This window comes from Pseudomonas sp. TE3899 (genome assembly GCF_056279105.1).
Genome location: NZ_JBWBQR010000001.1, coordinates 2,717,426 through 2,730,431, shown reverse-complemented (window position 1 = coordinate 2,730,431; position 13,006 = coordinate 2,717,426). Strand labels below are relative to the sequence as shown.

At 58.7% G+C, this 13,006-nt stretch carries 15 protein-coding genes; 6 read left to right on the top strand and 9 right to left on the bottom strand.

Annotation, left to right across the window (positions count from 1 at the left end):
* Positions 1-47 precede the first annotated feature (47 nt).
* The 9 genes from ACZ89E_RS12470 to ACZ89E_RS12430 all read right to left on the bottom strand — a co-directional run bounded on the left by ACZ89E_RS12470 (position 48) and on the right by ACZ89E_RS12430 (position 8,488).
* Positions 48-341: a hypothetical protein gene (locus ACZ89E_RS12470; RefSeq protein ID WP_476255780.1), complete on the bottom strand. Its 294-nt coding sequence runs from the start codon at positions 339-341 to the stop codon at positions 48-50.
* A 14-nt stretch (positions 342-355) separates the two neighbouring features.
* Entirely contained in the window at positions 356-3,151 is a 2,796-nt protein-coding gene (locus ACZ89E_RS12465; protein WP_476255779.1) for a toprim domain-containing protein, read from the bottom strand.
* Between the two features lie 3 nt (positions 3,152-3,154).
* Positions 3,155-3,388 carry a hypothetical protein gene (locus ACZ89E_RS12460; protein WP_476255778.1) on the bottom strand — a complete coding sequence of 78 codons (234 nt, stop codon included), beginning with the start codon at positions 3,386-3,388 and terminating at the stop codon, positions 3,155-3,157.
* Positions 3,389-3,460: 72 nt separating this feature from the next.
* Positions 3,461-3,826, bottom strand: coding sequence for a hypothetical protein (locus ACZ89E_RS12455; RefSeq protein WP_476255777.1), 366 nt, complete (start codon positions 3,824-3,826; stop codon positions 3,461-3,463).
* Entirely contained in the window at positions 3,823-4,302 is a 480-nt protein-coding gene (locus ACZ89E_RS12450; RefSeq protein ID WP_476255776.1) for a YmfL family putative regulatory protein, read from the bottom strand. Before ACZ89E_RS12450 ends, ACZ89E_RS12455 begins: the two co-directional genes overlap by 4 nt.
* Positions 4,303-4,331: 29 nt before the next feature.
* Positions 4,332-4,544, bottom strand: coding sequence for a DNA-binding protein (locus ACZ89E_RS12445; protein WP_476257050.1), 213 nt, complete (start codon positions 4,542-4,544; stop codon positions 4,332-4,334).
* Between the two features lie 792 nt (positions 4,545-5,336).
* Positions 5,337-5,594, bottom strand: coding sequence for an ogr/Delta-like zinc finger family protein (locus tag ACZ89E_RS12440; RefSeq protein WP_476255775.1), 258 nt, complete (start codon positions 5,592-5,594; stop codon positions 5,337-5,339).
* A gap of 73 nt (positions 5,595-5,667) precedes the next feature.
* The gene (locus tag ACZ89E_RS12435) at positions 5,668-6,537 is read right to left on the bottom strand and encodes a phage portal protein (RefSeq protein ID WP_476257049.1); all 870 of its coding nucleotides are present in this window, start codon (positions 6,535-6,537) and stop codon (positions 5,668-5,670) included.
* On the bottom strand, positions 6,449-8,488 hold the full coding sequence (locus tag ACZ89E_RS12430; protein WP_476255774.1) for a terminase large subunit domain-containing protein: 2,040 nt from the start codon (positions 8,486-8,488) through the stop codon (positions 6,449-6,451). The genes ACZ89E_RS12435 and ACZ89E_RS12430 overlap by 89 nt, the downstream gene beginning before the upstream one ends.
* 162 nt (positions 8,489-8,650) lie before the next feature.
* Between ACZ89E_RS12430 and ACZ89E_RS12425 the strand changes: the two genes are divergently transcribed.
* From ACZ89E_RS12425 to ACZ89E_RS12400, 6 genes are all read left to right on the top strand, one after another.
* Entirely contained in the window at positions 8,651-9,577 is a 927-nt protein-coding gene (locus ACZ89E_RS12425) for a GPO family capsid scaffolding protein (RefSeq protein ID WP_476255773.1), read from the top strand.
* A 1-nt stretch (position 9,578) separates the two neighbouring features.
* Positions 9,579-10,598 (top strand): phage major capsid protein, P2 family, encoded by a 1,020-nt coding sequence (locus ACZ89E_RS12420; protein ID WP_476255772.1) that lies wholly within the window; start codon positions 9,579-9,581, stop codon positions 10,596-10,598.
* Positions 10,595-11,320, top strand: coding sequence for a phage terminase small subunit (gpM, locus tag ACZ89E_RS12415; protein ID WP_476255771.1), 726 nt, complete (start codon positions 10,595-10,597; stop codon positions 11,318-11,320). The genes ACZ89E_RS12420 and gpM overlap by 4 nt, the downstream gene beginning before the upstream one ends.
* A gap of 98 nt (positions 11,321-11,418) precedes the next feature.
* Complete coding sequence (locus tag ACZ89E_RS12410) at positions 11,419-11,880, top strand: head completion/stabilization protein (protein WP_476257048.1); 462 nt, start codon at positions 11,419-11,421, stop codon at positions 11,878-11,880.
* The gene (locus ACZ89E_RS12405; RefSeq protein WP_476255770.1) at positions 11,877-12,326 is read left to right on the top strand and encodes a phage tail protein; all 450 of its coding nucleotides are present in this window, start codon (positions 11,877-11,879) and stop codon (positions 12,324-12,326) included. The genes ACZ89E_RS12410 and ACZ89E_RS12405 overlap by 4 nt, the downstream gene beginning before the upstream one ends.
* The gene (locus ACZ89E_RS12400) at positions 12,316-12,996 is read left to right on the top strand and encodes a phage virion morphogenesis protein (RefSeq protein WP_476255769.1); all 681 of its coding nucleotides are present in this window, start codon (positions 12,316-12,318) and stop codon (positions 12,994-12,996) included. The genes ACZ89E_RS12405 and ACZ89E_RS12400 overlap by 11 nt, the downstream gene beginning before the upstream one ends.
* Positions 12,997-13,006: the final 10 nt, after the last annotated feature.

Here is a 13,006-nt window from a genome sequence, read left to right as displayed (position 1 = left end):
GGTTGATGTCGGGGAGCGCCAACTCCTCGACATCGCTTATTTTCCGGTCAGTCCTGGCGGGCCAGGTGGATAACCAGGTCGGCGTAATCGGGATCTTCCTCAGTGCAGGCTTGCCACTCCAACACGCTTAAAATCTGTTGCGGGTTGCACTCCTCGACCAGAATTTCGCGTTGGCCAGCTGCGGCACGAACTTCCAGAATCTGCAGCAAACCATTCTCGCCGTATGCTCCGGCCTGAATGATTGGATGGCTTTCGCCCATCAATTCCACCCGGTCCTGGATCCCCTGCAGCTTGCTCGTCTTACCGTCGCCGGCATTACCCATAAAGACTTGGATTTGCATCGGTGTAGCCTCCCTTACGCTTTGAAAATCCAGCACTTGACCGTCGTGGGACGACCTGGTGCGAGTGGTGTTTTGCTGTTCATTGCCGCGCGGACTGCGCTGTGCACCGCTTTGTTTGCTTCAAGAAATTTGTGGGATCGAGATTCCTTCAGCAGGTCGCGCAGGGTGGCCACGTCGGCCAGCTTCTGTTTGTGCTCTGCGGCGCGCTCGCTGAATTCGTTGAGGTTGATCGCGATGACGCTTGGGTCACTGCTGTGGTCGACCACAGGGTCTTCACTGAGCGATTCGAGGTAGTCGTAGACCTCCCAAAACTCGGCAACGGCCGGGTGGTCAGAGCTGATTGAGGCTTGGCGCTCGATCGCCATGCGGACGATCTGACGTTGGGTCGCCGCCACTTGCGGTTCGTCCAGTTTCAGGATCAAACGTAAGGCATCGAGCAGGGAAAGGAGCTGTGCGTGGTTCTTGCTGATCCGCTCGACGCGAATGTACCCGCGCAGGTCATAGCCGCAGTTGCTGCAGTTGCCTTGTTCGTTGGGATACTCGGTGCCGCAAGCAAAGCAATGGGTGTGCAGTCGGCGCAGCTTGGCCTCGTGTTCGGGCATGCGCTGACCGAAAAGCTCGAGGATGGCGGATTCTTTGCCGACCGCTCGAATCAGGAAGTGGCTCAGCGTGCCGCCGTCCAAGGCGTTCAGCTTGTCCGCCGCTACACGGCTTTGCAGAGTGACAGTCGGCCGGATGAAGTGCAGTTTCACGATCCGGGTCATGATCGCCTCATGGGCGACAACAGCAGCATTCTGGCTGATAGCGATCGTCCCGCGAAACGGCGGTTCATAGGTTTCATTGCCGGCAGTCTTCACGCCTTTAGTAGCCAGTGTGCCCCCGCCGTAGTAGTCCTTCAGCTCGTCCCACTCGAAGGTTTTGGCGTGGGATCGGTCGTCACCATGACGGTCGGCCTCAAGGAACACGACCGGCATGCCGGACACCTGGCCCATCAGTCGCGACCGGCCCGCTTTCGTGGACTTCATTGGGTCAAAGCCTTCATAGCCTTCCCGACCGAGCAGCTTCCACAGTAGGTTGAGCAGGGTGGTCTTGCCGGCGCCGGCCTCGCCGGTGGCTTCCAGAAATGGAAACGACTGGAAGCGCCCGCGGATCTGCTCACAGAACAGCGAACCAAAAAAGAACACCAGCGCCACCAGGCCCTGTGCGCCGAAGCACGTCCACAGCAGCTGCAGCCATTCTTCGTTGAAGTCCTTTCCATCACGCTGCAGCTTGATAGGCACGCCTTTCTGTAGCGTCTTCAGGCGAAGTTTCCCGAACTCGAAATAGTCCTCGCTGTTGACCTTGTAGGAGACGCCATCCTTGATCGCGATATCGCCGTAGACGTAGCAGCCGTATTCCTTGCTGTAGCCCACGTAATCGATCGTCGAGACGGTTTTGATGCCGAATAGTTGATCCTTCATAAGTTTGTCCAGTTGTTGACCGCTCCCGGTGTACATGGCGCCAGCAGCCATACCGAGCAGTCGCTTTTTAAATTCGCTGGCGGCAGAAAGCTGGCCGCTGGTGAAGGTGTTTTTCACGCTTTCGGAGTCGTGCGGGAAGTCGACGCGCAGGTAGTACCAGGACTCGTCCGTGACCTCGTTGCGCTGGAAATACAAAGCTTGTGGGTAGCAGTTGGCGATCTCGACGACGCTGCCTGACTGCTGCAGCGCTTTCTCGCGCTGCTGTGATTGATTGAGCAACTGGTCGTCGTGGTTTTCGCTGTCCTCGATGTCCTGCATCGCCCGGTTGAATTTCTCCATGTCCAACTTGAACCAATACAGGCGGCTGCCGAAGCCCAGGTGGAATTCCCCGCGCTTGTTCCAGTCGTACATCAGCAACGCTTTCTCGGCCGCGCTCTCGGCCAGTAGCAGGGCGCCTTGGTGGCGCGCTTGTTTGAGGTCAGCAGCGACCTGGTCGGCTCGTTCGCTTTCGTCTTCGATGAAACCCCAGCGCTGATGCAGGTCGTTCCAATCAGTCTTCCGGCCGTCACGGAGTGGGATCTGTGCGGCCTCGCAGACGAACCCCAAGGCTCGCGCCTGCTTCGCCCAACGCTTGGTGTAGGCGTGGGCGCCAGATTCGTTATCGAGCGCCCAAACCAGCTTGGGCAGCTTCCCGTCTCGGTTACGGGCGAGCGCTCGCAGCGACTCCTCGGGGAAGGCATTGGAGGACATGGCCGATACGGCGACGATGTCGTTGTGGACCAGGGCGATGGCGTCAAAAATGCCCTCGACAATCCAGATCTCTTTGGCTTCCAGCAGATCTACACAGGGCGGACACCACCAGACGCCGCGATAGCTGTCTTTCGATTTGAATCGGGCCTTCATCTTTCCGAAGCGATGCGGCTTATCGATCAGGCGTTCCCACCAGCCGCCTTTCTCCAGGGCAAAGCGCACGGTGGCGCTGCCGGCGTTGTGTTCGCCGGAGTAGAAGCTCTCCTGAGTGAACCAGCCTTGAATCAGCTCGATGCGAAAGCCCCGGGCAAACTCAAGATAGGCGCGGGCGGTTGCGTTTGGGTTTTGATCGGTTGCCGGCGCACGCTTGCTCCAGTCTTCGAACAGGTCGTCATACAGCTCCTTCACATGCAGAGAATGAGCGCACTTTTCCGGTCTGCCGCAGATCACCAACCACGGCGCCGAGTGACGCGTGTAAAGGGTTTTTTGACGGCACTTCGGACAGGTGCCCCCGCGCATGTAGTCGGTGTTTGCCCGATGCTTAAGCCCGTAATCTCGTTTTAGGCGCTCGATTACGTCGCCGCGCAGGTCTTCTTTCATGGGTTACTTCGCTTTCTTGAGGCAGAGGGTGAGGGCGCCGATCAGGTGTTTCTGAGCGGCCATCACAGGGCAATTGGCGAGGATTGAGCCGTGGCGTAGTCCATCGGGAATCAAGCGGTATTGGTCTGCGTACCAGAGTTCGTTGAGGCTGAGACGGTACTGCTCGCGCAGGTTGGCCAAGAGCGCTTGAGCCTCTACAGGCGTCAGTTTTGCGTTGATGTTCATGGCGTTTTCCATCGTCAAACCTCAATTTCGGGCGCAGCTCACCCAAACCCACGGCGGTGGGGCAAGGGATTTATTGGGTAGGTATTACGAAGTGGTGACGCGGAAGCGGCCGTTATTCGGTGCGATCAGGATGCGTTCGTAGATACGGCTGACCGGTATTGCCCAGGCGTTGCCGGTGGCGGTGTCGATAATGAACGTGTGGGTGGACGTGCAGTTGAAAATGTCCAAGCGCTGCCGATCGCTAACCGCTGACATTTCACTGCTAGCCAGGTGCACCAACTTTTCGGCGGTCTGAGTCAAAGCGTCGTAATCCGTAACCAGGTGCTGCACTGTGCGGTCGAACAATTGCTGATCGTCGCCCAGGTGTTCGCATCGGTGCCGCTCAAGGAACACGAGCGCCGCGGCTTTGAGCATGTCCTGATATTCCTGTACTGCGTGCAGATTGTTCATTGGCCTTTCCCCGGCTTGGCGCGGTACAGATCGATGGCTGCCAACACTTCGGCATGTCGTGCGGCCATATGGTGGTTGTGAGCGTTGAGGATGATTTCAGCCTCTTCAGCGCTGATCGAACCATCCTCCAATGCCTTGGCGATGGCCTGGTCAACACAACCGCGTTTTGCGGAAACCTGAACCGATCGGGCGTACAACTCGACGTTATCCAGCGTGTCGGGATCAGCGACAGGCACAAACAATCCGCCGTACATCTGCGCAACATAGTTCGCGAAATGATAGGTGCCGCGCTCTTGTTCCAGCATGTGAACATGAACGTCACTCAGCGGACTACAACTGGCACTTTCGTAGGCGTGATTGTCGAACTTTTTGACTTTCATTCCCAAGCGAGCCGCAGCACCTTCACGACCATTTGGGTAGCTTCGAATGATCTCGCGCATAACTTCCTTGCGCGTCGTTAGAACCGGGTTTTTCATCTTCTACTGTTCCCTGTTGGTCAGTGCCGTTACTGTTCAATCACGCCGTCTTTGATGCCGAGTAGTACGGCGGCGCGATGTGCCTCCCCACGGCGACAATGGCTCTGACCACTCAGCACCGCGTAAACGGTGCTGGGATTCAGGTTGTTCAATTCAGCAAACTTCTTTGCGGTCTGACCGCGCTTCTCTAGGGCTTCACGCGCTTGTTGTCGGGCTTGCTCGCTGATGCTTGTGTTGTGCATAGTGCAGATCCGTGCAATTTCATGTGGTGTGAGATGCACAATGATGCACTTAGATGCATTTGTAAATATGAGAGATGAATTATTTTGCACCTTTCCGAAGAGATAGGCTCTCGACTGCAGGAAGAGAGGAAGCGCTGCGCGTTGACGCAGAACGAGATTGCAGAGGCGCTTGGGATTGCCAAGCGTACTCAAGCGAACTACGAGGCCGGGACTAGTGATGCGACAGCGTCTTATCTGAGCAGAGTCGCAAGCCAGTTCGGTTTTGACGTGCCTTACATCCTCAATGGCTTGCGCACGACTCTGGCCGAACATGCCCTGAGCGACGTCGAGGATCGTCTCGTAAAGCAGTTCAGAAGCATCACTCCATTTGATCAAGAGGCGATACGTCGTTTCCTTCAAGCCATGGCGGACGACGCTGCTCGTAACAGGACCTAGCTTGTAACGAAGTACGTTGGGGCAATCTTTGTGTCTCCGCTCTGTAGCCATTTCCCGCCCCGATATCGTCGATTCCACAATGCACTTTATGGAGTAGTACGCATGTTGGATCGCACGAAAAATGAACGCGCTTGCGTTGGAATCACCGAATTCGAATGGCTTGGTCTGTCCAAAATTGAACGTCGCCTTATCCATCTTTACCGGCTGTTGGATGAGCGTGAGCAACTTCAACTCCGGCGGATGTCCGAGGTTCTTGCAGTCAATCCTAAAGAGTCAGCCAATAGCTGATGCCCCGATCGCTTAACCCCTAAATTTGTCTAACCAATCGCCGACGCATCAGAGTCGGCGGTTTGTGATTCACGCAACCGCCTGCGCGCCGAGCTGATCGAACAACTCCCTCTGCTTCGCCCTGGGCATGTCCCGGAGTCGGTCGAACAACAATCGGTCGAACGTCTGCGCCGACGGACTCAGCGTGTGAGAGAACGTCAAATGGGCCACCCATGTGTGCCCGCACAGGACATCCAGGCACTGGCAGTAAAGCGTCACAAAGTCCGGCGACTGTGGCTTGCTATCCCGGATTAATCCCTTGTTCCCGCACTTACATGTCACTCGCATATGTCCCTCCCCAGGGAAGCTAATCGCCACCATGTTGCCACAAGATTTAGTGGTTATCTCTTGTTGAGAAAGATCAGGCAGTGGTATCGACTGGTATTTGTGGTTTTTTCCAGGTGAATCGCCTGTCATCGCGAAGCTTGTCATTCAGTTGGCTGAACAGCTGGCAGATCGGCCGAATTTCGTTACTGGTGTACACGCGATCAATCTTCTCGATGTCACCAAATCCACCGTTGTTTTCCGGGATGATGCCGGCCAGTGCAGGGTTCATTCGCCACGCCGCGATAACGTCGTTGCGCGTGATGTTTTTCACTTTCTCCAGCTCGTCTTTGGCCTGGAAGTCCCCGACGGGGATGATCTGAATCGCGTTTTCCTTGCCGTTGGGGATGTTGACGAACATTGAGCGGAAGTTGCCCACACCCTTGCTGGCACTGATCTGTGCGCGCAGTTCCTCTTCGTCGTCCTCGGTCAGGTCCGGGTCGTTGGTGTAGAAGATGTAACCCGCGTGCGCGCCGTTGCTGTAGTACCGACGGCGGAACAAGGTCGCGGCTTCGTTGAGCAGCAGCGCCTGCAGGCCGCCCAGGTAATCCGGAACACCGTAGATATTCTGTTCCACGTCGTAGTCCAGGACATGCGAAATCTCGTCCTGATCAAACTCCATTTCTTTGTTGTCGGGCAGCAGCATCACGAAGCCGCCGTCGACCTTTACCCGCATGTTGATGGCCGGCAGGTGTTGCAACTGCAGCACTTGGCCGAAGGCGTTGGTTTCGTTGTAGAGGTACGCTTCGCCGAACACCATGTAGTCCAGCGCGGCGCGGCCCATCGTCTCTGTGGTGCAGCCGGCCGAGGCGATGAATTCACGCAGCAGCAGATTGCGTTTGAACTTCGGAATAGCGCCGTGGTGCGCGTTGGCGCGTAGCAGCTTGGCAAGGCCGACACGCGACACCGGTGGCTTGTAGATCTTGCCGTCGTCGCTGGGAAACACCCCCACGTACTCGCCAATGTTGCCGGACAGTACTTGCTCGGGCTCCCCGAACGTAAAGGACCGCATGGGCTGCTGTGGTCTTGGAACTTGCGGTGGTTTTTTGCGTTTGTTGGCCATGGCTGCTGTGGGTGCTCGTCACGTAGCGGCTGCGGCGCCGCTTGTTGGTGTTTAGGGGTTCGTTGGCCAGGGCATGCATGATCGCCCAGGCGATGTCGGCGTGGCCGGTGGCATCGGTGCGCGATGCGCTGTAGGTGATCTGGCCGCTGGTCGTGGCACCACGCTTGATCGTCAGGAACGCCTGGGCGATGTCTGTCCAGCCCGCGTCCCACTCGATGCGGCTGCCCTGAATCGTGTCTTGGGCTTTCAACACCAACGTGTTTTTGGCCTCAAGGCTGTAGTGAATCGGCGTTGCCTTGGCGTAGAAATCGCGTACCAGGTCGAACACGCCGTGGCCCACGCCGGTGACGTCGATGCCGATGTGTTGCACGTTGAAACGTTCGGTTAGCTTTTTGACCTGGGCGGCTTGGTGGGTGAACGAGTGCCCACGCCAGCTGTGTTTTTCCAAGATGCGGAATTTCGCCCCGGGTTCGAGCGGCGGTGCAATAACCACGCAGGTGGAGTCGTCGCGGGTGCGGCTCGGGTCGTAACCGAGCCAGACCGGACTGTTGCCGAACGGGCGATCCAGTTCCGGGTTGTAGTCCTCCCACAACGACAGGTCGGAGTAGCAGCGCTCAAGATCCTTGAGGCTGAATGCGCTTTGGGTGCTATCGATGAACTTGCAGTAGAACAACTGCTGAAACTTGTCCTCGTCGTACTCCAGCTGCAGTTGCTCCAGGTCGAACAGATTGCAGCCGCCGGCAATGGCATCGTCCAGGGTGATGGTCTTGCGCCACTGGCCGTCCGGACACAACGCGCCCTGCGTGTAGGACGCTTCGGTAGGCCAAACACCGCCGGCCTTTTTGCCGCGTTTGCTGTTGCGAAATTCCTCGCCGGACCAGAACGGGTAGGCCTGGTGCGACACCGCGCTGGGCGTAGAAAAATAGGTCTTGCGCCATTTTTTGTGGGTGCCCATGGCGCTGGCCACGGTGCTGAGTTTTTCGAAGTCGCGGATCCAAAAGTATTCATCCACGTAGACGTGGCCGTGGTAGCCCTGGGCCGTGCTGCTGTTGGTACTGAGGAAACGCAGTTCGGCGCCGTTGCTAAGCGTGATCGGATTACCGGTTAGATCGATGCCGAACCACTGCTGCGCGAACTGGATGATGTAGCTACGGAAGATTTCCGACTGTGAGCGGCTGGCGGACAGGAACACCTGGTTATCACCGCTTAGCACGGCGTCCATGAACGCTTCGCCGGCGAAATAGTAGGTCAGGCCGACCTGACGGCTTTTTAGGATGTTGCGGACCCGTCGCGTCAGCGGGTTCTGTTTCGCCTCGAACAACTCCTTTTGATAGCCGTACATCTTGGATATGAACTTATCCAGGAAGTCGACTTCGGTCAGGCCGCTGATGTCGTTCTTCACCTTCTTTTCGCGCTTTTTACCGCCGCCTTCACTTCGATAGCGGCGCTGGCCTGACGGGCGTTCCCGGGGATCGTCCGGACTTTCGGACGGCACCGCCGGCGCGGGCTTCGACGACTGTTTAATCAGGCGTTCGCGCAGGGTGGTCAGGCGCTCCAGCTCGTCGAGTTCGCCCTTTGTGAGCGTGTCGACTTTCTCCAGGATCAGGGTGATCCGTCGGCTGATGGCGGATAGCGGCTCTTCGTCCGTCAGCATCTCGTCCCAGCACCCTTGGCGGATCCAGTAATAGACGATGCGGATATTGGGCAGCTTCAAATGCGCCTGGATTTCCTTCACCGAGCAGCGGCGTAAGTACAGGCGTTTTGCAGCTTCTTTGACTTCGGTCGGGTAGTTCATGGGCCGCAGTCTATGCGGCGAAAACGCAGGAAACGCGGGGTTAAAAGCGGCGTTGTTAGTGAAAGAAAGTTCTACGAATGGCACCGTAGTAAAGCGTTTGTTTGGGGGCAAACGGCTCCCTATCGTGGCGGCTCATTCAACGATTGAGCGCAGTTATCACTCATGCCCCGTTCCCTTGTCTCCTACTGGAAGCGTGTTGCCACCAGCGGTCCGACCGTTGATGGCCGCGAGATTCTGCCCCAGGAACTGCGCGACATCGCGGAAACCTACAATCCGACGTTGTACACAGCCGTTATCTGGTGTGAACACGACCGCTGGTTCGGATCTCACGGGACGGTTTTCGCTGTCCGCCTGATCGAGGAAGGCGAGGATTTGGAGCCTGGCCAAGTCGCCCTCGAAGCGCAGTTGAAGCCCAACGACAAGCTGCTGCGCCTGAACGATGCCGGGGAAAAAGTCTTCACCAGTATTGAGATTCGCCCGAATTTCCGTGGCCGTGGCAGAGCCTACATGACCGGTATTGCCGTCACCGACGAGCCCGCGAGCACCGGCACTCAGGAACTCTACTTTTCCAGCCGTACCAGCCGGGACGCTTACTTTGCGTCCTCTGTTGAGCTGGGCACCTTTTGCGAAAACGAGCCCAAAGGCGAGCTGGGCAAGCTGACCGCATTGCTCACTGGCTTCTTCAAGCGCTTCGGCGCGGAAGACAGCCCTACCGATACCACCCCGCAAACCCCTACCGAGAGCAAACCCCCAATGGATGAAGCTACCGCAACGGCTTTGAAAGCCCTGCTGGCGCAACTGCTGGTCGTCGCTGCCGGCATCCAGGCCGTGATTGAGCCTGCTGCTGCAGAAGCACCCGAACCCGAGCAAGCCCCGATCGATGATGTGAGTGCCGCGGTGGACGAGATCGTCACCACCGCCGAAGAAGAGCGCGAATTCCGCCGTCAGGGCGGTGGTTCGAACAAAGCCGTGCTGGCGGCCCTGTCGAACCTGTCCAAACAGTTCAGCTCGCTGCAGAACACCACCACGGGTCGTCAATTGCCGCGCACCACCGGCGCCGCCGACAAAACCAAAGCGCGGGTGCTCTGACATGGCCCAGTCTCTGAGCGCCTACGGCGCCAAAATGTACGCAGAGCTACAGTTCGCTATCGCCGAAACCTACGGCGTCGAGCTGTCCAGCAAGCAGTTCAGCGTTGAGCCGACCGTTGCCCAGGAGCTGAACGACGCGATTACCGCCAAGTCGGATTTCCTGCAGCGCATCAACGTCATTCCGGTGACCGAGATCAAAGGTCAGAAGGTCTTCATTGGCGTTTCCGGCCCGGTCACGGGTCGCACTAACACCAAGACCACCGACCGCGAAGCCAAGGACGCTTCGGCGCTCGATGACACCCATTACGAACTGTCCTCGACCGAATCCGACGTCGGTTTGCCGTACGCGAAAATCGACGCCTGGGCCAAGTTCCCGGACTTCCACCAGCGCTATTCCGCTGCCGTGCAAAAACAGATCGCCCTGGACCGCATCATGGTCGGCTTCCACGGCACGCACGCTGCTGCACAGACCGATATTGCCGCTTATCCAATGCTGCAGGACGTGAACAAAGGCTGGCTGCAGCAGGCGCGTGAGCAGATCCCGGCCCAAGTGCTGAAAGAAGGCAAGACCGCCGGCAAGGTGCTGATGGGCGAGGGCGGCGACTACGCCAACCTGGACGCCCTGGTGCATGACACCAAGCAGATGGTGGACGAGCGTGTGCGTGATGCCGGCGACCTGATCGCGATCATCGGCACCGACCTGCTGGCCGCCGACAAGGCGAAGCTGTACGCCAAACAGGGCGACGTGCCGACCGAAAAAGAGCGCATTGAAGATGCCCAGGTGATCGCCACCTACGGCGGTCTGCCGAGCTTCAGCGTGCCGTTTTTTCCGGTCAACGGCGTGGTGGTTACCAGCTGGGACAACCTGTCGATCTACTTCCAGGATTCGAGCTGGCGCAAGCAAACCGTGGACAACCCGAAACGCTCCCGCGTCGAGGATTACAACAGCCGAAACGAGGGCTACGTGATCGAGCAGCTGGAGAAATTCGCGATGACCGAGAACGTGGAGCTGGTGAAGTGAGCCTGGCCCTTGCGCATAAGCGCCGCATTCTCGCCTCGGGGGGCGCTGCCTTAGCCGCTGCTGCAGCGGCGCCGGTGGCCTACACCCCTGGCGATGCGCTGAGCAGTCCGGCCAATGCGCGCAAGCACCTGCTGCTGCAGGAAGCGGCGCTGGATCAGGATCTGGAACGCCTGAGTGCCATGAAAGGAGCGTTGGCGGGTCGCCAGTTGCTAAAGCGCGACGAATTGCTGCCCAAGTACCAGGACTACATCCAGCGCTACATCGAGTCCGGGCTGAATTTCCCGAACCGCGTCTTGGTGCAGGTGATGGTCTGGCTGTTTGACACCGATCAGTTCGAAGACGGGCTGGAACTGGCGGAATTTGCCATCGCCCAAGGCCAGCAAATGCCGGAGCGCTTCAAGCGCCGCGACGTCCAGACCTTTGTCGCGGATGCCGTGATCGAGTGGGCCTACGCCGAATACAGCGCCAACCGCAGCCCGGAGCCGTACCTGTCTGACTTGCTGCCCCGCGTGGACGGTGAATGGAATCTGACGGAACAGATCCCCAGCAAGTACCACAAGTTGGTCGGCATGCGCGCAATGGAAGCCGAGCAGTGGGAAACCGCGCTCAAGCATCTTGAGCGCTCCACCGAGTTGTACCCAAAAGCCGGCAATGACACTCGCATCGAGAAGTGCCGCAAGGCTCTGGCCAAACAAGTAGCCGCCACCAGCGGCCCCGAATAACTGACTACCCCCCCCAGCGGGGACCTGTGGAAGTGAGCCGCCCATTCATGGACCGTCCCACTGAAAACAGGCTCCCCGCCCTATTTGAGCGGCCAGCAATGAGCTTTTCCGGGAAACCCACCACCTTTGTGGACCAGACGATCGAGAACGACGGCTTTTGGCCGAACCTCTCCGTGTCCGAATTCCAGAAGGGTTACCGCCTGCCGGCGGAGTTCCTGGGCGACCTGTTGACCGACGCCCTAAGCATCGCCATGGCCGAGGTCAACGATGACCTGGCCAAGCTAAAACAACGTTGGGAAGCCGTGGGCATCGCCAATGTTGAAACGGCGGATTCGCAGCTGCTGCCTGAACGTGCGTGGAAGTCAAAACTGTACAAGCGCGCCGTCTATTGCCGCGCCAAGGCCAGTGCCCTGCAGCAGTTCGCCACCGTGACCCGCCGCGAGAGTGCCGAAAACACCGGCAAGGAAGCGCCGGAGCGCGAGGACACCTTCCTGGCATTCAGCCAATCAGCCGTGCGCGCCCTGCAGGGCCGTGGCCGCATCACGGCGGCGCTGCTGTGATCCAACTGCAGGCGCTGACCGCCTACCTGATGGCCCGCAATCTGGTGCCACCTGAGCAGTTCGATAGCTGGACTGAACAGGTCACGCTCGAACTGATCTGGAAGCCCGACGTGGACGGCATGCACATGGCTGACATGCGTTATCGCGCCGCCATCGTGCTGGAGCGCTTCGCCGACCACCCGGGGCGGCTGATGGCCCTGGTCGGCAGCTGGCTGGAAAACCACGACCCGGAGCGCGATCGGTACGAACTGCCGGCGCCGCTGTTCGCCGTCGAGATGCTGGACAACGACCTGGCCGACGTGGACATCACGCTGGAGTTCGTCGAGCCGCAATACCTGGCCGAAGACCCGGACGGCGAGATCGAAGCCTTCGGCAAGACCTGGGCCTTTGTCCCGTTCGATCTATGGGTTGCCGAACACGGCGAGGTCGGCAGCGGTGATCGCTAATCCGTGCGACCTCGATGTCAGGGGCTTGCTCACCGTTGACGCCCAGCTGGCGTTGCTTGAGCTGACGCCCAAGCTGCGTCGCCGTCTGCTGAACAACGTGACCAAGCGCGTGCGCTCGATGAGCCGCAAGCGGGTACGTGAGCAGAAGAACCTGGACGGTTCGGACTTCGCCGAGCGCAAGGGATCCGCCAAGGGCAAAAAGAAGATGGAAGCCGGCCTGGCCAAGCTGCTGCAAGTCACACGGGTCAGTGCGGACGAAGCGGAGCTGGGCTGGAAAAACGCGCTGACCCGATGGGTCGCGACACAGCAACACAACGGCGCCACCGAGCGGCGTACGGCGGCGCAGATGAAGCGCTGGAACACCGTGGCGCCCGGTATCGCCTGCACCGACAAGCAAGCCAAACGCCTGCGTCTGCTGGGATTCCGTATCCGGCAGAAGGGCAAAAAGACGCTGACCAGGCCGTCGGTTGCGTGGATTCAACAGCATGTGAACTACGCCAAGGCCGGTCTGCTGATCCGCATTTTGAATGATGAGAAATCCGAGACATCCGGCGCGCAAAGCTGGGACATCACCTTGCCTGCGCGTCAGTTCCTCGGGGTAGGGAGCGGCAACGAAACCCGCGAACTGATTAACCAGGTCTTTCAACAAATCCTAACTTCACCCCGCTAACGAGGCACTG